General features: G+C 69.5%; 15 protein-coding genes. 5 read left to right on the top strand and 10 right to left on the bottom strand.

Annotated features, from left to right (window positions below):
* Window positions 1–89: 89 nt before the first annotated feature.
* The 4 genes from BMZ19_RS19960 to BMZ19_RS19945 all read right to left on the bottom strand — a co-directional run bounded on the left by BMZ19_RS19960 (window position 90) and on the right by BMZ19_RS19945 (window position 4,546).
* Window positions 90–854: a class II aldolase/adducin family protein gene (locus tag BMZ19_RS19960; protein ID WP_090313339.1), complete on the bottom strand. Its 765-nt coding sequence runs from the start codon at window positions 852–854 to the stop codon at window positions 90–92.
* 34 nt (window positions 855–888) lie between these two features.
* Window positions 889–1,929 carry a TRAP transporter substrate-binding protein gene (locus BMZ19_RS19955; protein ID WP_090313338.1) on the bottom strand — a complete coding sequence of 347 codons (1,041 nt, stop codon included), beginning with the start codon at window positions 1,927–1,929 and terminating at the stop codon, window positions 889–891.
* 275 nt (window positions 1,930–2,204) lie between these two features.
* Window positions 2,205–3,239 carry an AraC-like ligand-binding domain-containing protein gene (locus tag BMZ19_RS19950; protein ID WP_139214718.1) on the bottom strand — a complete coding sequence of 345 codons (1,035 nt, stop codon included), beginning with the start codon at window positions 3,237–3,239 and terminating at the stop codon, window positions 2,205–2,207.
* A gap of 77 nt (window positions 3,240–3,316) precedes the next feature.
* The gene (locus BMZ19_RS19945) at window positions 3,317–4,546 is read right to left on the bottom strand and encodes a nucleoside recognition domain-containing protein (RefSeq protein WP_090313336.1); all 1,230 of its coding nucleotides are present in this window, start codon (window positions 4,544–4,546) and stop codon (window positions 3,317–3,319) included.
* 131 nt (window positions 4,547–4,677) lie between these two features.
* Here BMZ19_RS19945 and wrbA point away from each other — a divergent pair, with 131 nt between their 5' ends.
* Together wrbA and BMZ19_RS19935 are read left to right on the top strand one after the other, a co-directional pair.
* Window positions 4,678–5,274: an NAD(P)H:quinone oxidoreductase gene (gene wrbA, locus BMZ19_RS19940; RefSeq protein WP_090313335.1), complete on the top strand. Its 597-nt coding sequence runs from the start codon at window positions 4,678–4,680 to the stop codon at window positions 5,272–5,274.
* Between the two features lie 86 nt (window positions 5,275–5,360).
* Window positions 5,361–8,030, top strand: a complete 2,670-nt coding sequence (locus BMZ19_RS19935; RefSeq protein WP_090313334.1) for a putative bifunctional diguanylate cyclase/phosphodiesterase — start codon at window positions 5,361–5,363, stop codon at window positions 8,028–8,030.
* Here BMZ19_RS19935 and BMZ19_RS19930 read toward each other — a convergent pair.
* Complete coding sequence (locus BMZ19_RS19930; RefSeq protein WP_090313333.1) at window positions 8,023–8,553, bottom strand: DUF3087 domain-containing protein; 531 nt, start codon at window positions 8,551–8,553, stop codon at window positions 8,023–8,025. The genes BMZ19_RS19935 and BMZ19_RS19930 overlap by 8 nt on opposite strands.
* Before the next feature lie 332 nt (window positions 8,554–8,885).
* Between BMZ19_RS19930 and BMZ19_RS19925 the strand changes: the two genes are divergently transcribed.
* Window positions 8,886–10,271 (top strand): YjgN family protein, encoded by a 1,386-nt coding sequence (locus tag BMZ19_RS19925; RefSeq protein ID WP_090313332.1) that lies wholly within the window; start codon window positions 8,886–8,888, stop codon window positions 10,269–10,271.
* A gap of 11 nt (window positions 10,272–10,282) precedes the next feature.
* Window positions 10,283–11,323, top strand: coding sequence for a M48 family metallopeptidase (locus BMZ19_RS19920; RefSeq protein WP_212633258.1), 1,041 nt, complete (start codon window positions 10,283–10,285; stop codon window positions 11,321–11,323).
* Between the two features lie 27 nt (window positions 11,324–11,350).
* On the opposite strand, the gene BMZ19_RS19915 is transcribed toward BMZ19_RS19920, so the two are convergent.
* Entirely contained in the window at window positions 11,351–13,717 is a 2,367-nt protein-coding gene (locus BMZ19_RS19915; RefSeq protein WP_244517292.1) for a penicillin acylase family protein, read from the bottom strand.
* Between the two features lie 270 nt (window positions 13,718–13,987).
* Between BMZ19_RS19915 and BMZ19_RS19910 the strand changes: the two genes are divergently transcribed.
* Window positions 13,988–15,046 (top strand): TRAP transporter substrate-binding protein, encoded by a 1,059-nt coding sequence (locus BMZ19_RS19910; RefSeq protein ID WP_244517290.1) that lies wholly within the window; start codon window positions 13,988–13,990, stop codon window positions 15,044–15,046.
* A gap of 90 nt (window positions 15,047–15,136) precedes the next feature.
* Here BMZ19_RS19910 and BMZ19_RS19905 read toward each other — a convergent pair whose 3' ends face one another.
* The 4 genes from BMZ19_RS19905 to BMZ19_RS19890 form a co-directional block, all read right to left on the bottom strand.
* A complete protein-coding gene (locus BMZ19_RS19905) occupies window positions 15,137–15,373 on the bottom strand; it encodes a 4-oxalocrotonate tautomerase (RefSeq protein ID WP_483153917.1) in 237 nt (78 codons plus the stop codon).
* A 10-nt stretch (window positions 15,374–15,383) separates the two neighbouring features.
* Window positions 15,384–16,178 (bottom strand): 2-oxo-3-hexenedioate decarboxylase, encoded by a 795-nt coding sequence (gene dmpH, locus BMZ19_RS19900; protein ID WP_090313327.1) that lies wholly within the window; start codon window positions 16,176–16,178, stop codon window positions 15,384–15,386.
* Window positions 16,178–17,212, bottom strand: coding sequence for a 4-hydroxy-2-oxovalerate aldolase (gene dmpG / locus BMZ19_RS19895; protein WP_090313326.1), 1,035 nt, complete (start codon window positions 17,210–17,212; stop codon window positions 16,178–16,180). The genes dmpH and dmpG overlap by 1 nt, the downstream gene beginning before the upstream one ends.
* A gap of 11 nt (window positions 17,213–17,223) precedes the next feature.
* Window positions 17,224–18,172, bottom strand: a 949-nt coding sequence (locus BMZ19_RS19890) for an acetaldehyde dehydrogenase (acetylating) (RefSeq protein WP_139214717.1), incomplete at its 5' end; no start/stop codon positions are given.

Below are 18,172 nucleotides of genomic sequence, written 5' to 3'. Positions count from 1 at the left end.
GGGAGTCTTATATGACCGTCTGCGAACATTCAACAAGAGCTGCCAGCCGAAAGCCCCGGGAGCGCCGACTCCCGGGGCGCTGCTGGCACTTAGTGGCGGTAGCCGGGATCGATGCGGTCGATCAGGCGCGTGAACGCGCAGAAGGCATCCTCGCCGGCGCCGTACTTCGGATCGAAGTTCAGCGAGTCGGCCACGCACTTGCGCAGCACGTCTTCGGGAATCATCCGTGCCTTGCCCATCGAGCGGGTCGCCAGTTGCACCTCGCAGGCCCGCTGCACCAGCCACATCAGCGAGAAGGCCTGCGCCAGGGTTGCGCCGATGACCACCGGGCCATGGTTGCGCAGCAGCAGCACCGGTTTGCCCTGGGCGCTGTCGAGGATCCGCTCGCCCTCGGCGGCATGCACGGTGATGCCCTCGAACTCGTGGTAGGCGATCTTGCCGAACAGCTGCGCGGCGTAGAAGTTGCTGAATTCCATGCCCTCCTCGAGGCAGCAGACGCCCATGGTCGGCGTGGTGTGCACGTGCACCACGCAGTGCCCATCGGGCACACGGTCGTGGATCACCCCGTGGAAGGTGAAGCCGGCCGGGTTGATCGGCCAGTCCGAGTGGCCGATCACGTTGCCCTGCACGTCGACCTTGACCAGGTTGGAGGCGCACACCTCGGAGTAGTGCAGACCGAAGGGGTTGGTCAGGAAGTGCTTGTCCGGACCGGGCACGCGCAGGGAGATGTGGTTGTAGATCGACTCGGACCAGCCGAGATGGTCGAAGATCCGGTAGGCGGCGGCCAGTTTGACCCGCGCCTGCCACTCCTCTGCGCTGAAGCGCTGGGGACGCTCGTAGTAGTTGTTGCTCATGCTTCTCTCCTCCTGAAGTGGGCTTTTCGATGGGTCAGCGAGCAGCCTGGGGCTGCGCCGTCAGGGCGCGTGCGGCGTCGAGCAGCGCCTGGCCGTCGATGCCCTTGGCCGCCGCCTCGGCGACCCACTGCTGCTCGACCGGGCGCAGGCGCTCGAGCACCTGGCGGTAGTCGTCGTCGGCCAGGCGATGGACCTCGTGGCCGTCCTCAATGACCTTCTGCCGCGTCGCCTCGCCGGCCTCGTCCCACACCCGGCCGAAGCGCTCGACCAGGGCCAGGCCGCTATGCTGGTCGACGATTGCGCGCAGGTCGGCCGGCAGGCGGTCGTAGGTGCGCTTGTTCATCAGCATGGCCAGCACGGTGGCGCCCAGCACCGGCTGGTCGGCCGGGGTGTCGAGGTGATGGTGGGTGATCTCGTCCATCTTGGTCGGCGTCACCACCTCCCAGACCGCCGAGGCGCCGTCCACCACGCCCTTGGACAGCGACTCGGTGACCAGCGCCGGCGGCATCGCCACCGGCACCACGCCGAGCGCCTCGAGGGTGCGCGAGATGGTGCGGTTGGGCGCGCGCAGGCGCAGGCCCTGCAGGTCGGCCGAGCGGCGCAGCGGGCGGCTGGTGGTGTGCAGGTTCATGCCGCCGTCGCCGTGCAAGGCGAGCACCTGGTAGGGCGCGTACTCGTCGGCCAGGTGCTGCTGGTAGAAGCTCCAGATCACCCGCCCGGCGGCCAGACCGCCCTGTGGCAGGACGCCCGGCAGCTCCAGCGCCTCGGTCTTCGGGAAGCGGCCGGCGGCATATCCCGGCGCCGTCCACACCACGTCGGCCACGCCCTGGCGGACCTGATCGGCCAGCTTGGCCGGGGTGCCGCCCAATTGCATGGAGGGATAGATCTGGCAGACCAGGCGTCCTGCCGAAGCCTGGTTCAACTCGTCGCACCAGGGCTGGATGACCTTCTGCTGGGCATTGGAGGTGGAGGGCAGGAAATGCGCGACCTTGAGGGTGACGGGGGCGGCCAGGGCTGAACCTGCTCCGCAGGCCAGCAACAGGGGCACGGCCAGGCGCGTGAGTACGGGCTTCATGGGGAACCTCGCAATTTTTGTTTTTGTTGGCACCACGCAGAGCATGGCGGTCAGGCAGGCGAAGCTTGGCCGACGGGCACGGCTGGGGCTATCCGCATCCGGCCGGGGCTGTCCAGATCGGGCGGAAATTGCTCAGAGCCTGCCCACGATCTCGCGAGCTAGAGCCAGGCAAGGCGAGATCAGTTGAGGAAGCGGAGTTTACGAGTGGTAAATGAGCATTCCGAAACCGATCTCAACGCAGCATGGCCGACGCGCAGCAGATCGTGGCCAGACTCTCAGGGGCGGCGTAGGGTCGCCGAGGGCGCCTCGCCGAAGCGGCGCAGGTAGTCGCCGGCGAAGCGGCCGAGGTGAGCGAAGCCCCAATGCAGGGCGATGCTCGCCACGCTCTCGTGCGGCCGGGCCTGCTGCAGGTGGTGGCGCACCGCCTGCAGGCGCTGCTCCTGCAGCCAGCGCATCGGGGTGGTCTGGCGGAACTGGCGAAAGCCCGCGGTGAGGCTGCGGATGCTGGTGCCGCTCGCCTCGGCGATGGCCGCGAGGGTCAGTGCCTCGCCGAGATGGGCACGCATGTACTCCTCGGCGCGCCGCACGTGGCGGGGCGCCGGCAACGGCGGCGCGGCGCTGCACAGGGCGGCGTGGCTGTGCGGCTGCTCGGTCAGCAGCAGGAGCATCACCATCTCCTCGAGCGGCCCGAGCAGGGTTGGCGCCGAGGGTGCGCCAGACTGGCTGGCCACCAGACGCAGCAGCGCCAGCCAGCGCTCGTGCAGGGCGCTGTCCTGCCGGATGGCGGGCTGGAACTGCATCGGTCCGCGCAGGGGGCGCTCGTAGAGGCGTTCGAACAGACGCTCGATGGCCTGGCGCTCGATGCGCAGGTTCAGACGCCAGCTGTCCCGGCTGAAACGCTTGGTGACCGGGGTTTCCGGCGAGTCGATGACGATCAGTCCGGCAGCCCCCTCCACTTCGCAGCCCAGGGTACGGATCTGCGAGTGGCCGCACAGCTGGGTGGTCACCAGCACGAAGTCGGTGGTCCAGGCCTGCTCCAGCTCGACCTCGGTGCCAAACGACAGGCTGCTCAACTCCAGGCTGCCCACCGGATGGCGCGCCAAGCGCATGTCGAACGCCTGCGGATCGCCATGCAGGTGCATGCGATGCGGGCTGTAACTCTGGTGCAGGCCGCTCGAGGCCTGCTCGGGGTCACGGGTGCTCAGGCGCCAGTGGGCGGCCTGACGCAACTGCTCGGCATGCTGGCTCAGGTAGTCCAGCTCGGCCAGCAACGGCGTGGCGGAGGCAGGCAACTCGGGGACATCATGCACGGCGAACTCCAGCGAACGGGCCAACCATCTCTATCACGCAGCCCGGCAGGTGCCAAGCTGCCGGCTGTCGTCAGCCCTCAACCAAAGAACCAGTAGCACACTCCGATCGACGCCAGCACGCCGGCCAGATCGGCGAGCAACGCGCAGCCCACCGCGTGGCGGGCGCGCTGGATGCCGACGGCGCCGAAGTACACCGCCAGCACGTAGAAGGTGGTCTCGGTGCTGCCCTGCATGGTCGCGGCGACCAGCGCCGGGAAGCTGTCGACGCCGTGGCTCTGCATGGTCTCGATCAGCATCGCCCGCGCCGCGCTGCCGGAGAACGGCTTGACCAGCGCGGTGGGCAGGGCGTCGACGAAGCGCGTGTCCCAGCCGAGCGCCTCGATCAGCCAGCGGATGCCGTCGAGTCCGAACTCCAGCGCTCCGGAGGCGCGCAGCACGCCCACCGCGCAGAGCATGGCGACCAGGTAGGGCAGCAGGCTCTTGGCCACCTCGAAACCTTCCTTGGCACCCTCGACGAACGCCTCGTAGACCGGCACGCGCTTGAACGCGCCGCACAGCAGGAAGGCGAGGATCAGGCCGAACAGCGTCAGGTTGCCGAGCAGCGACGACAGCGCCGCCAGCGCGCTGGCCGACAGCCCGGCGAGGAAGGCCATGAAGGCGCCCAGCAGCAATGCCGTACAGCCGAGCCAGGCCAGCACCACCGGATCGTGCAGGCGCAGGCGCTGCATGAAGGCCACCGACAGCAGGCCGACCAGGCTCGAGGCGCTGGTCGCCAGCAGGATCGGCAGGAACACCAGGGTCGGATCGGGCGCGCCCTGCTGCACCCGGTACATGAAGATCGACACCGGCAGCAGGGTCAGCGACGAGGCGTTGAGCACCAGGAAGAGGATCTGCGCGTTGCTCGCCGTGGTCTGGCTGGGGTTGAGTTCCTGCAGCGCGCGCATCGCCTTGAGGCCGATGGGCGTGGCGGCGTTGTCGAGGCCCAGGCCGTTGGCGGTGAAGTTGAGGGTGATCAGCCCCAGCGCCGGATGCCCGGACGGCACCTCCGGCATCAGCCGGCGGAACAGCGGCGCCAGCAGCACCGCGAGGCGCTCGACCAGCCCGGCGCGCTCGGCGATGCGCAGGAAACCCAGCCACAGGGTCAGGGTGCCGAACAGCACCACCATCACCTCGACCGACAGCCTGGCCATGGCGAACAGGCTCTCGACCATGGCGGCGAACACCCCGGCATCGTCGCCGATCAGCCAGCGACTGCAGGCGGCGATGGCCGCGACGACGAAAAACCCCAGCCACAGGCCGTTGAGCATGTTGAATCTCCCCCGGATCAGGCGACGGATGATAGCGGTCCGCAGTGGCCAGGGTCACCCACCCGCGGGTGCGCCAGGCGCCGCAGCGACTGCTAGGCTGAACGGGCACATTTCTCTGTGGAATCGGGTCGATGAAAAAGGTTCTGGTGCTGTACTACTCGATGTACGGGCATATCGAACGGATGGCCGAGGCGGTGGCGGCCGGCGCCGCCAGCGTGCCGGGGGTCGAGGTGACCCTCAAGCGCGTGCCGGAGACCATGCCCGAGGACGTGGCGCGCCAGGCCGGCGCCAAGCTCGACCAGAAGGCGCCGGTGGCCACGCCGCAGGAGCTGGCCGACTACGACGCCATCCTGTTCGGTACGCCGACCCGTTTCGGCAACATGGCCGCGCAGATGCGCACCTTCCTCGACCAGACCGGCGGCCTGTGGGTCAAGGGCGCGCTGATCGGCAAGCTCGGCAGCGTGTTCACCTCCACCGGCACCGGCGGCGGCGGGGAAACCACCATCACCTCGTTCTGGCACACTCTCGCCCACCAGGGCATGGTCATCGTCGGCCTGCCCTACAGCGCCCCGGAGCTGAGCGACATCAGTGAGCTGCGCGCCGGCTCGCCCTACGGCGCGGCGACCATAGCCGGCGCCGACGGCTCGCGCCAGCCCAGCGCCAAGGAGCTGGCCCTGGCGCGCTTCCAGGGCGAGCACGTGGCCAAGCTGGCGGTGCGCCTACAGTAGCCGCAGGGGGAAAGGCCCTGCATTCTGTGCATGCAGGCCGACACGGCGGTATGGCACCATCGCCCGAAAGAGGAAGGGGGCTCCCTATGGTCAAGCTGTCGCGCACGCCGTTCATTCGTCTGGTGACACTGACCTATTGCCTGCTCGCGCTCGGCTGGATATTCCTCTCCGACAACCTGCTGGCCCTGTTCGCCGACCGGGACGCCATCCTGCGCGCCTCGAGCTGGAAGGGCGGCCTGTTCGTGCTGGCCACCTCCACCCTGCTGTACTTCGCCCTGCGCGCCGTGCCGCCGCCCCAGGCCGAGGGCACCGCCAGTCTGCTCGACCGCCTGACCCTGCGCAGCCTGCCGGGGCGCAGGCGAGGCTGCTTCGTCTGCCTGTTCGCGCTAGCCATCACCCTGGCCACGCTGGGGCTGCGGCAGAGCCTGAGCGGGGTGCTCGACGGCCGCCCGCTGCTGATCCTGTTCATCCTGCCAGTGGCCCTGAGCGCGCTGCTCGGCGGCCTGCTGCCCGGCCTGCTGGCCACCCTGGGCGCTGCCCTCGGCGTTGCCCTGCTGTTCCTCGCGCCCGCCGGCGAACTGGCCGTCGACTCGCAGGCCGAGCGCCTGCAGCTGTACTTCTTCGTCCTGACCGGCGCCGCCCTCAGCGTCATCATCGAGCTGCTGAAACGGGCACGCGAAGGGCTGGATTTCAACCGCCGGCTGCTCGACGCGATCGTCTCGGGCACCTCGGACGCCATCTTCGTCAAGGACCGCGATGGACGCTACGTGCTGGCCAACCAGGCCGCCGCCGACTTCGTCGGCCGCTCGCTCGACGAGTTCATCGGCAAGTCCGACCGCCAACTGTTCTCCGCAGCGACCGCCGAGCTGATCGCCCGCCACGACGAGGAGGTGATCCGCACGGGGCAGCCGCGGACCTGCGACGAACAAGCGGAGACCGAACAGGGACGCCAGCTGGTGTTCTCGGTCAGCAAGGGAGCGCTGCTCGACGAGTCCGGCGCCGTCTCCGGGCTGTTCGGCATCGCCCGCGACATCACCGAGCGCAAGAGCATCGAGCTGGCGCAGCAGGAGGCGGCGACGGTCTTCGAGTCCAGCTACGAAGCCATCATGGTGCTCGACACCGCACGGCGGATCGTGCGCGTCAACCCGGCCTTCGTGCGCATCACCGGCTACAGCGCGGCCGAAGCGCTCGGCCAGCCGCCGTTGTGGCTGGATGCCGAGGAGCCCGACGCCGACCTCGACACCACGCCGTGGACCGTCCTGCAGGAGCAGGGCTTCTGGAGCGGCGAGGTGTGCAGCCGGCGCAAGAACGGCGAGCGCTATACGCAGTTGCTGTCGCTCTCCTCCGTGCGCGATGGCGACACCGTGCAGCACTACATCGGGCTGTTCTCGGATATCAGCCAGCTGAAGAACCACCAGGCGGAACTCGACCGGGTGGCGCACTACGACCCGCTGACCGGCACCCCCAACCGTCGCCTGCTGGCCGACCGACTGGAGCAGGCGATTGCCCGTTGCGCACGCACCACCCAGTCGCTGGCGGTCTGCATGCTCGACCTCGACGGCTTCCGGCAGGTCAACGAACAGCACGGTCACAGCGCCGGGGATGCCCTGTTGCGCGCCGTGGCCAACAACCTCAAGACGGTCCTGCGCACCGGCGACACCCTGGCCCGCCTCGGCGGCGACGAGTTCGCCCTGCTGCTGGCCAATATCAACTCCCCGGAAGACTGCTCGAACATCCTCGCCCGCGTGCAGGCCGCCATCGGCACACCGGTGGTGGTCGCCGGTACGCCCCTGCGCACCTCGGCCAGCATCGGCGTCAGCCTGTATCCCGACGACAACGTCGACGGCGACACCCTGCTGCGCCATGCCGACCAGGCCATGTTCCTGGCCAAGGAAGCCGGCAAGAACTGCTATCACCTGTTCGACCCGGAAAGCCACCGCAAGGCCCAGGGCCACCGCCTGCACCTGGAGCAGCTGCGCATCGCCTTCGAGCGGGGCGAGTTCGTACTGCACTACCAGCCCAAGGTCGACCTGGCCGACGGCCGAGTGTTCGGGGTCGAGGCGCTGATCCGCTGGCAGGACCCCGGACGGGGCCTGGTCCCGCCGGGCGAATTCCTCCCCTACATCGCGAGCGTCGAGGCCATGGAGCGGGCGCTGGGCGAATGGGTACTGGACACGGCACTGGCCCAGCTCGACCAGTGGCTGAGCAGCGGGCTGCAGATCGACGTGAGCGTCAACATCAGCGCCCACCAACTGATGCACGCCGACTTCGTCGACAGCCTGGACCGCCTGCTGTGCCGCTACCCCGGGATTCCCCGCGCGCGGCTGGAACTGGAGATCCTCGAAACCGCGGCAATCGCCGACATGCCGCGCGCCATCGCGGTCATGCAGCGCTGCGCGCAGCTGGGCATCCGCTTCGCCCTCGACGACTTCGGTACCGGCTACTCCTCGCTCACCTACCTGCGCAAGCTGCCGGTGGACACCCTGAAGATCGACCAGAGCTTCGTGCGCGACATGCTGGTCGACCCCGACGACCGCGCCATCGTCGACGGCGTGATCCGCCTGGCCGCCGCCTTCAACCGCCACGTCATCGCCGAGGGCGTGGAAACCCTCGAGCATGGCCAGGCCCTGCAGCGCCTCGGCTGCCGGCTCGCCCAGGGCTACGGCATCGCCCGGCCGATGCCGGCGGAGCAACTGCCCGTCTGGCTGCAGGACTGGCAGCAGCGGGCGGTCTGGCGGAGCCTGGCGGTCAGCTAGCGCCGAGCTGCTTCACCGCCTCCAGCCAGGCCGGATCCAGGCGCGGCTGGTCGGTGTCCATGCCCAGCGCCTCCATGGCCACCCTGTGCTCGTCGATCTCGCGCACCATCTGGCTGAGGGCGCTGGAGTTGCCGTCCAGCTGGTGCATCTGGGTCAGCCCCAGGTGATAGAAGCGCAGCAGCTGCATGGCCACCGGATCGCGGGCCGCCACGCCGGCTTTGACGTGATGCATGACGTTGGTGACGCTCATCAGGCTGCGCTTGAGCTGCCAGCCATAGACCGCCGCGGCCATCCACGGCTGCGCCCAGAACACCTTGCGCACCAGCAGCACGGTCAGCAGCACGCCGGCAATCACGCCGCCCAGACTCCAGCGGAAATTGTCGCCTCCGGGTTCGCCGAACAGCAGCACGGCGAGGCCGGCCAGCAGCATGGCCAGCGGCGCGAAGACCAGCAGCACGATCAGGGTGCTGCGGCGCGTCTGCCGGCGGTAGATTTCGGGGTTCATCGGCTTGATCTCGAACATCACTGGCGCAGGGCTCCTTCATTGCGTGGATGACAATCACCGCATTATCACCCGTAAGCCCGCGAACCATGCAGAAAGGCGGATGGCCATGCAACGCAGGGCAACGCTGGCGGCATGCGCCGGTGATTGGAGGGCGCCGCCATTGCCTCTATGATGCTCGACGCTGTCTGCGCGCTGCCCGCAAGGCGTGGCCGCAGCGGCGCGGAATGAATGCCTGCAGGGAAGCTGGCCGGTTTTGCGGGGGCTTGCCCCCGGACCGACGGCGGGCCGGATTGCCAGCCCTCAGGGACTTGATGCGCGACAGGGGATATGGACCCCAGGGAGAAGTGTCGATGACGGATGCAGTGTATGCGGTGGTGTTCCGGGGCGAGGTGCTCGAGGACTTCAGCAGGGCGCAGGTGCAGGCGAGCTTCGCCCGCCTGCTGGGGCTGAACGCGGAGCGCGTGGAACAGCTGTTCACCCAGCCCCGCACGGTGCTGAAGCAGGGGCTGGGCCATGCGGAGGCCGTGCGCTATCGCGAGGCCCTGCAGCGCCTCGGCGCCGTCGTCAGCGTGGAGGCTGCGCTCGCCCAGCCAGCCCCGCCGCCAGTCGCGCAACAGCAGCCCGCGCACCCGCCGACGACGGCCACGCGGGCTGTCCCGCTCGCCCGGCAGGACGCTGGCGGCGACAACGCGCGCAGCCAGGGGGATGGCGCACCGCCGGCGGGGGTGAGCGCGCAGGGCAAGGCCGCCGCCAGTGCCGCGCCACGGGAGCTGGCCTTCGAGTTTCGCGGTGAAGGCTTCGAGTTCTTCCGCATCTGGATCGTCAACATCCTGCTTTCCATCGTCACCCTCGGCATCTATTCGGCCTGGGCCAAGGTGAGGACGCAGCGCTACTTCTACGGCAACACCCAGCTCGACGGCAGCAGCTTCGACTACCTGGCCGACCCCGTGAAGATCCTCAAGGGGCGCCTGATCGCCTTCGCCTGCCTGGTGGTCTATTCCGTGGCCGGCGAGCTGTCGATGGCGCTCGGCGCGGTGATGGGCCTGCTGCTGCTCGTCGCGCTGCCGTGGATCATCGTGCGCGGGCTGAGCTTTCGCAACAGCAACAGCGCCTGGCGCGGCGTGCGCTTCGGCTTCGATGGCAGCTATGGCGGCGCGGCGATGGCCTTCCTGGTGTGGCCGCTGCTCGGCGCGCTGACGCTGGGCATCCTGATGCCGCTGGCGATACACAAGCAGCAGCGCTTCATCGCCGGCAACAGCCGCTACGGCACCTCGTGCTTCCAGCTCGACGTCGGCGCCCGCCCGTTCTACATGATCTTCCTGGCGATGCTGGGTATCGGCGTCGCGGCCGGCGCGCTGGTAGCCGTGCTGAGCGGCCTGAGTCCGCTCCTGGCGTCGGCGATCGGCGCGGTGACCTATCTGCTGCTGTTCGCCTTCTTCAACGTCAGGTTCACCAACCTGGTCTATGGCAACCTGGCGTTGGGCGACAACCACCTGGTTTCGCAGTACGAGCTGGGCAGCTACAGCGTGCTGATGCTGGTGAACATGCTCGGCATGCTGCTGACCCTGGGCCTGTTCTATCCGTGGGCGAAGGTGCGCAACGCGCGCTATGCCGCCGAACACATGGCGCTGGTGGCCGGCGACGATCTCGACGGCTTCATCGCCGCCCGGCGCCAGGAGGTTTCCTCCCTCGGCGGCGAGTTCGCCGAGATGTTCGACGTGGGTCTGGCCCTGTGAGCACAGCGGCTGTGCACGAGCTTGCCGGCATCTGGTTCGGCGGAGCGTCGTCACGGCCGGTGGCCGCCACGCTGGTCGTCGCCGACGGTTGCCTGCGGGTGACCGCCGGCGACGTCCTGCTGGCCGGGCCGCTGCCGCTCGGCGAAGTCGTCGTCAGCTCGCGCCTCGGCAACACGCCGCGCATGCTGCGCCTGGCCGACGGCGCCACCTTCGAGACCGCCGACAACGCCGGCGTCGACCGGCTGCTCGCCGGCCAGGGCAGGCACTACGGCCTGATCCATCGCCTGGAGTCCAGCCTGCGTTATGTGCTGATCGGCCTGGTGGCGACCATCGCCTTCGCCTGGGGCGGCGTGCGCTACGGCATTCCGGCGCTGGCCGAGGCCAGCGCCTTCGCCCTGCCGGAGGCGGCCAGCCGGCAGATCGGCGCGGGCGTGCTCGAGCTGCTCGACGACGAGGTGCTGTTTCCCTCCGAGCTGACGGTCGAGGAGCAGACGCGCCTGCGCCGGCGCTTCGCGCCGCTGATGGCGAGCAGCGGCCTGGCGATTCAGCTCGAATTCCGCAAGGCGGCGCGCGAGCTGGGCGCCAATGCCTTTGCGCTGCCCTCGGGCACGGTGATCTTCACCGACCAGCTGGTGAAGCTGGCCGAGCGCGACGAGGAGCTGCTGGGGGTGCTGGCCCACGAGATCGGCCACATCGAGCGGCGTCACGGCCTGCGCCAGGTCCTGCAGGGCTCGGCGCTCGGCCTGCTGGCGATGACGGTGACCGGCGACGTGTCCTCGGTATCGTCGCTGATCGCGGGCATTCCGCTGATCCTGACCCAGCTCGGCTATTCGCGCAGCTTCGAGCACGAGGCCGACCGCTTTGCCGCCGACATGCTGGCGAGCCATGGCATCGACGCGGCCCACCTGGGAAACATGCTGCTGCGCCTGGAGACCGCCATGCGCAATTGTCCCGAGGCGGAGCGCTGCGCGGACCCGGACAGCGACTGGACCAGCTACCTTTCCACCCACCCGCCCACGGCCGAGCGCCTGCCCCGGCTCAACGGCCGCTGACGCCGCCAACCCAGGGAAGGCCCGCCCCTACGGCCGCAACCACAGCACCCCGCGCGCCTCGGCGTCGATGGTCGCTGCGTCCAGGTGCAGCGGCCGGTAGTCGCCGCGCAGGTAGGCGGCGGCCTGGTCGGCGTAGTGGGCATCGAAGGGCACGCCGCTCTGCCCCAGCGGGCTGCTGCCCAGCGCCTGCTCGGGGGCGGCGAAGTCGACCAAGCGGCGGATCGACGGGCCGTAGACCACCGGCCAGGGCGCCGGGCCGAACTTGTGCGCGAGGTTGTTGGGTACCTCGTGGCTGCCCGGCGCGGCGAAGCTGCCGACGTTGAGCAGGCGATCCAGCGGCTCGACGCGGCCCAGCGGGTGCTCGAAGGTCAGGGTATGCGCGCGGCCCCACTGCCAGCCGGCCGGATCGGCGCCCAGCACGACCTGCAGATGCTTCAGGCTGGCCTGCCAGGCGCGCGCGACGATCGCCGCGCGCGTCTCGCGGCCGGGCGTGGCGCGGTCGTCCCACCAAGGTGACGCGGCATCGGCGGCCAGCTCCGGCAACGCGCTGTTGATCGCCCGGGTGGCCAGCAGCGCGGCGAAGAACTCCTCGCCCAGTTCGTCGGCCAGCGCCTCGCGGGCCAACTGGTAGAGCAGCTGGTTGAACAGCACCGCGGCGCGCGAGTCGAGGCGGTGCTCGCCGTCCCAGGCGGCCAGCTCCTCGAGCAGGGCGCGCTGCTCCGCCGTCACCGCGGCGCGCAGCTCGGCCAGCAGCGGCGTCAGCAGGCGCCGCGGCAGGTCGTTGCCGCCCTCCAGCTGCAGGGCCTGGCTGTTCTCCACGTCCCAGCGCCGGTCGGCGTTGTCGAGGCGCTCGCGCAGGCGCTGGTAGCGCTCCGCCGGGTTGTAGTAGCCGGGCACCGCGAAACCGGCCGGCGCCTGGTTGGCCGACAGCACGTAGCCGCGCAGCGGGTTTTCCTCGCGCGGGTTGGCGTCGAACGGCAGCGGCCGGGGCGCCGTCGCCGCGGCACTGGCGCCGTCGATAACGAAGGACGGATGGGCGCCGGCCGGGCGCTCGAGCAGGCGCCCCGCCGCCCACCAGGCGATGTCGCCGGCCGCCGAGGCCCAGACGATGTTCAGCCCCGGCGCCTCGATGCCGGCCGCCGCGCTGCGCGCCTTGGCCAGGCTGTCGGCGCGATTGAGCTGGTGGAAGGCGGCGAGGATCGGGTTGGCCGACTCGAGGAACACCCAGCGCAGCGCCAGCGGCGTCGGCCCGGCCAGCGCGCCGAGGGCGTCGTTGACCAGCGGGCCGTGGGGCGAGCGGCGCAGGGTCAGCGCGACCGGCGCGGCGTCCTTCACGGCGATCCGCTCGGTGCGGCTTTCCAGCGTCTCCCACTGCCCGGCGTGCCAGACCTGCTCGGGATCGGCCGGGTTGACCCGCTCGGCGATCAGGTCGAGATCGTCGTTCTGGAACATGGTCAGGCTCCAGCCGAAGTCGCGGTTGTGACCGAGCAGGGCGAAGGGGATCAGCGCATGGTGCTGGCCGTACAGCTCGAAGCCGGGCGCCGACAGGTGGGCGCTGTACCACACCTGCGGCACGCTGAAGCGGATGTGCGGGTCGCCGGCCAGCAGCGGCTTGCCGCTGGCGGTGCGTGCGCCGCTGAGCGCCCAGGCGTTGCTGCCCTCGAACTGGCTGAGACCGCCGCGCCCCGGCGCGGAACCGGCCAGCTGGGCCAGGGCGTGCAGGCCGCGCCAGTCGGCGGCGGCCAGCGCCGGGCCGTGGCCCTGCCCCGCCGCCGCGGCGTCGAGGCCGAAGATGGCCAGGTAGTCGGCCCCGAGGCGGTCGCGGATGTGGGTCAGCACCGGCTCGGTGCGCAACGCCGCGGCGAAGCTGTAGGCCATGTAGCCGATCACGCTGAAGGTGTCCTCGGCGCTGAACGGCCGCGGTTGGATGCCGAGCAGGTCGAACTCCAGCGGCAGCGGGCGGCTGGCCTGGTAGTGGTTGATGCCTTCGAGGTAGGCCTGCAGGCCCTGCCAGGCCGGCGCTGCCTTGTCTTCGGCTGCCACCATGGCGGCAGCCCGCTCGCCCAGGCGCAGGCTGCGGAACAGGCGGTCGGTGTCGACCAGCTTGGCGCCGAGCACCTCGGCCAGCTCGCCGCGCGCCAGGCGGCGCAGCAGCTCCATCTGGAACAGGCGGTCCTGGGCATGCAAGTAGCCCAGCGCGCGGTACAGGTCGCTCTCGTTCTCGGCGCGGATGTGCGGCACGCCCTGGGCGTCGAAGCGCACCGCCACCGGCGCGGCGAGGCCGGGCAAGGTCAGCTCGCCGGCGCGCTGCGGGCGCTGGTCGTTGAGATACAGCGTGCCGCCGGTCGCGCCGAGCACCAGCACCCCGGCCAGGGCGGCCAGCCAGCGGCGCAGGCGCCGTGGGCGGCGAACGGCGGACGGGGAGGAACTGGGCAGGGACACGGCAACGCTCCGGCAGGCAAAACGGGGCGCGTATGTTACTGCCTCGCCCGCCTGCGCGGCTGCCCGCCATCGGCCACAAGCGGTTCCCGCACTTTGTGTGCGCCTACCGCACACAAGCCGCCGCAGCGGATTGTCCCCACCCCGCCCGCCCACCAGCATAGGCTGCGGCCCGCGACGGGCCGCACTCGCACCTTCGACCCAACAAGAAAAAGGACAGTCACGGTGAAACTTCTGCGTACCACTCTCGCGGCGCTGTGCATGAGCAGCAGCCTGGCGGCCACTGCCGCCACCCCACAACCGGCGGTCGTCACCCTCAAGGTGCACCACTTCATGCCCCACGATTCGGTCACCCAGCGCGAATTCCTGCAGCCCTGGGCCGACAAGATCAGCCGCGAATCCGCCGGGCGCATCCGCTTCCACTTCTTCCCGGCGATGCAGCTCGGCGGCAAGCCGTCGCAGCTGGTCGACCAGGTGCGCGACGGCACCGCGGACATCGTCTGGGCGCTGCCCGGCTACACCAGCGGCCGCTTCCCGCTGACCAGCGCCTTCGAGCTGCCGTTCATGAACCGCTCCGCCGAGGCCAGCAGCCAGGCCATGTGGGACTTCCTCCAGGCCCATGGCCAGAAGGAGTACCAGGGCATCCAGCTGCTCGCCACCCACCTCACCGACAGCGTGCTGCTGCATACCCGCAAGCAGCCGATCCGCAGCATGGCCGACTTCGCCGGCCTCAGGCTGCGCACCGCCAATCCGGTGCAGAGCCGGCTGATCGCGCTGTTCGGCGGCCAGCCGCAGGCCATGCCGATCAATCCGGTGCCCGCCGCGCTGGCCCGCGGCCTGCTCGACGGCGCCGCGGTACCGTGGGACGTGGTCACCTCGGTCAAGCTGCAGGAACGGGTCAAGTACCACACCGAAATGGCCGAGGGCATGCCCAAGCTGATGCACGCGGCGCTGGTGGTGGCGATGAACAAGGCGCGCTACGACAGCCTGCCGGACGACCTGCGGCAGATCATCGACGCCAACAGCGGTCGCGCCCTGTCGGCGCGCGCCGGCCGCCTGTGGGATACCGGCGTGGTGGAAACCGGCCGCCAGCGGGCCCGCGAGCGCAACAACGAGATCCACTTCCTCGCCGCCGAGGAACAGCAGCGCTGGATGGACGCCGCGCGCAGCCTGGACGGCGACTGGGTGAGCGAGGTGGAGAGCAAGGGCTACGCCAACGGCGCCGGCCTGCTCAGGGAGGCGTGCCAGCTGGTGACCAAGTACAGCGGCCAGGCGGCGCGCTGAGGCGGGCATGGCGGTCGGTGCGTACCGGCCGCCAGCGGTAGTCGGTGGCCGGGCGCAGCGGGTGCTGCGTCCGGACACCGACAGCGGGACTTACTTGCGGAGCTTGCTGGCCGGCTCGCCAGCGATGCCCCAGTGGTCCTTCGGCAGCTCGGTGATCAGCACCCGCACGCGGTCGAGCGGCGAGTCGAGGGTGCGCGCCAGCGCCTCGCTGACCTCGCGGATCATCGCTTCCTTCTGCTCGTCGCTGCGGCCTTCCATGATGTGGACATGGGCAATCGGCATGTGCAGGTTCCTCGCTAAAAAGGCCCCGGCCGATGGCCGGGGCAAAAGGGGTGACTCAGACGAAACGGGCGGAAACGCTGCCCAGACCCTGGTAGCGCACGGTGACGTTGTCGCCCGGCGCCACCGACACCGCGGCGGTGATGCCGCCGGTCATGATGAAGGTGCCGGCCGGGATGTGCTCGCCGCGCTCGGCCAGCAGGTTGGCCAGCATCGCCACGCTGGACAGCGGATGACCGAGCACCGCGGCGCCGGCGCCGACTTCCACCACCTCGCCGTTCTTCTCCATCACCACGCCGAGGGTGCGCAGGTCGACGTCTTCGAGGTTGGCCATCTGACCGCCGGTGATGTAGCGGGTCGACGAGGCGTTGTCGGCCACCACGCTGATCAGGTCGAACTTGAAGTTCTCGTAGCGCGAGTCGATCACTTCCACGGTGGGGATCACGTAGTCGACGGCGGCGATCACGTCGCCGATGTGGCAGCCCGGGCCACGCAGCGGCGCCTTGGTGACCACCGAGATCTCCGCCTCGATCTTCGGGTGGATCAGCTTGGAGCAGTCGATGGTGCCGCCGTCCGGCACGCTGAAGTAGTCGGAGAGGAAGCCGTAGATCGGCGTTTCCACGCCCATCTGCGCCATCTTCGCCCAGGAGGTCAGGCCCATCTTCAGGCCGACGGTCTTGTTGCCGCGCGCTTCCTTGCGGCGACGGATTTCCCACTGGATGTCGTAGGCGTCGGCGAAGGTCATCTGCGGGAAGTCGTTGGTCACCTTGCTGATGTCGTGGACATTCAGCTCGGCGCCTTCGACGTGCTCGGCCAGGGCCAGCACCTGCTCGCGGGTCAGGGTACGGTTCATCAGTTGTGCTCCTTACGGGCGGCCAGCAGGTCCAGCGCCACATCAACGATCATGTCTTCCTGGCCGCCGACCATGCGGCGACGGCCCAGTTCGACGAGGATATCCAGGGTCTTCAGGCCGTACTTCTCGGCGGCCACTTCGGCGTGGCGCAGGAAGCTCGAATACACGCCGGCGTAGCCGAGGCCGAGGGTCTCGCGGTCGACGCGCACCGGACGGTCCTGCAGCGGGCGCACCAGGTCGTCGGCGGCGTCCATCAGGCGATAGAGGTCGGTGCCGTGGTTCCAGCCCATGCGCTCGGCGGCGGCGATGAACACTTCCAGCGGCGCGTTGCCGGCGCCGGCGCCCATGCCGGCCAGGCTGGCGTCGATGCGGTCGCAGCCCTCTTCCACCGCGGTGATCGAGTTGGCCACGCCGAGGCTGAGGTTGTGGTGGGCGTGCATGCCGGTCTGGGTGGCCGGGTCGAGCACGGCCTTGAACGCGCGCATGCGGTCGCGGATGTCCTGCATGTTCATCGCGCCGCCGGAGTCGGCCATGTAGATGCACTGGGCGCCGTAGCTCTCCATCAGCTTGCCTTGGGCGGCCAGCTGCTCGGCGGGGATCATGTGGCTCATCATCAGGAAGCCGACGGTGTCCATGCCGAGCGAACGGGCGTACTCGATGTGCTGCTTGGACACGTCCGCTTCGGTGCAGTGGGTGGCGATGCGCACCGAACGGGCGCCGGCATCGTAGGCGGCCTTGAGGTCGTGCACCGTGCCGATGCCGGGCAGCAGCAGCACGGTGATCCGCGCGTGCTTGATCACGTCGGCGGCGGCCTCGATCCACTCCAGGTCGGTGTGGGCGCCGAAGCCGTAGTTGAAGGAGGAGCCCTGCAGGCCGTCGCCGTGGGTGACTTCGATGGCGTCGACCTTGGCCTCGTCCAGCGCGCGGGCGATGTCCTGCACGTTCTGGATCGAGTACTGGTGGCGCACGGCGTGGCTGCCGTCGCGCAGGGTGACGTCGGAGATGTACAGCTTCTTGCCGGGATTGAAGGTCATGGCGGCGCTCCTTACGCGTTCTGCAGCTGCGGCTGGGACAGCATCGACAGCGCCATGCGCTCGGCGGTAGCCAGCGCGGCGGAGGTCATGATGTCGAGGTTGCCGGCGTAGGCCGGCAGGTAATGGGCGGCACCTTCGACTTCGAGGAACACCGAGGTCTTCAGCCCGGAGAAGGTGCCGTGGCCCGGGATGGTCAGCGGCTTGTCCTCGGGAATGACGTCGAACTGCACCTTCTGCTTCAGGCGATAGCCCGGCACGTAGGCCTGCACGGCCTGGGCCATTTCCTCGACGCTGGCCTCGACCTTGGCCTGGTCGACCGCTTCGGAGAGCACGAACACGGTGTCGCGCATGATCAGCGGCGGCTCGGCCGGGTTCATGACGATGATCGCCTTGCCCTTGGCGGCGCCGCCGATCACTTCGATGGCCTGGGTGGTGGTCTCGGTGAATTCGTCGATGTTGGCGCGGGTGCCGGGACCGGCGGATTTCGAGGCGATCGAGGCGACGATCTCGGCGTAGTGCACCCTGGCCACGCGGGACACCGCGGCGACCATCGGGATGGTGGCCTGGCCGCCACAGGTGACCATGTTGACGTTCAGCGCATCCAGGTGCTCTTCCAGGTTCACCACCGGCACGCAGTACGGGCCGATGGCCGCCGGGGTCAGGTCGATCAGGCGGATATTCGGCTTGAGCGAGCGCAGGAAGGCGTCGTTCTTGACGTGGGCACCGGCGCTGGTGGCGTCGAAGACGAAGTCGATGTCCTTGAACACGTCCATGCGGGTCAGGCCTTCGACGCCTTCGTGGGTGGTGGCCACGCCCATGCGCGCGGCGCGCGCCAGGCCGTCGGAGGCCGGGTCGATGCCGACCATGGCGCCCATTTCCAGGTTCTTGCCGTTGCGCAGGATCTTGATCATCAGGTCGGTGCCGATGTTGCCGGAGCCGACGATGGCGACTTTGAGTTTC

Origin of the sequence: Pseudomonas linyingensis, from assembly GCF_900109175.1 — a bacterium.
GTDB lineage: Bacteria > Pseudomonadota > Gammaproteobacteria > Pseudomonadales > Pseudomonadaceae > Geopseudomonas > Geopseudomonas linyingensis.
This window is presented reverse-complemented; position numbering and strand designations above follow the sequence as displayed.

Coding starts and splice junctions, on each gene's coding strand:
- BMZ19_RS19960 (WP_090313339.1), bottom strand. CDS start 854: ATGAGCAACAACTACTACGAGCGTCCCCAGCGCTTCAGCGCAGAGGAG.
- BMZ19_RS19955 (WP_090313338.1), bottom strand. CDS start 1,929: ATGAAGCCCGTACTCACGCGCCTGGCCGTGCCCCTGTTGCTGGCCTGC.
- BMZ19_RS19945 (WP_090313336.1), bottom strand. CDS start 4,546: ATGCTCAACGGCCTGTGGCTGGGGTTTTTCGTCGTCGCGGCCATCGCC.
- wrbA (WP_090313335.1), top strand. CDS start 4,678: ATGAAAAAGGTTCTGGTGCTGTACTACTCGATGTACGGGCATATCGAA.
- BMZ19_RS19935 (WP_090313334.1), top strand. CDS start 5,361: ATGGTCAAGCTGTCGCGCACGCCGTTCATTCGTCTGGTGACACTGACC.
- BMZ19_RS19930 (WP_090313333.1), bottom strand. CDS start 8,553: ATGTTCGAGATCAAGCCGATGAACCCCGAAATCTACCGCCGGCAGACG.
- BMZ19_RS19925 (WP_090313332.1), top strand. CDS start 8,886: ATGACGGATGCAGTGTATGCGGTGGTGTTCCGGGGCGAGGTGCTCGAG.
- dmpH (WP_090313327.1), bottom strand. CDS start 16,178: ATGAACCGTACCCTGACCCGCGAGCAGGTGCTGGCCCTGGCCGAGCAC.
- dmpG (WP_090313326.1), bottom strand. CDS start 17,212: ATGACCTTCAATCCCGGCAAGAAGCTGTACATCTCCGACGTCACCCTG.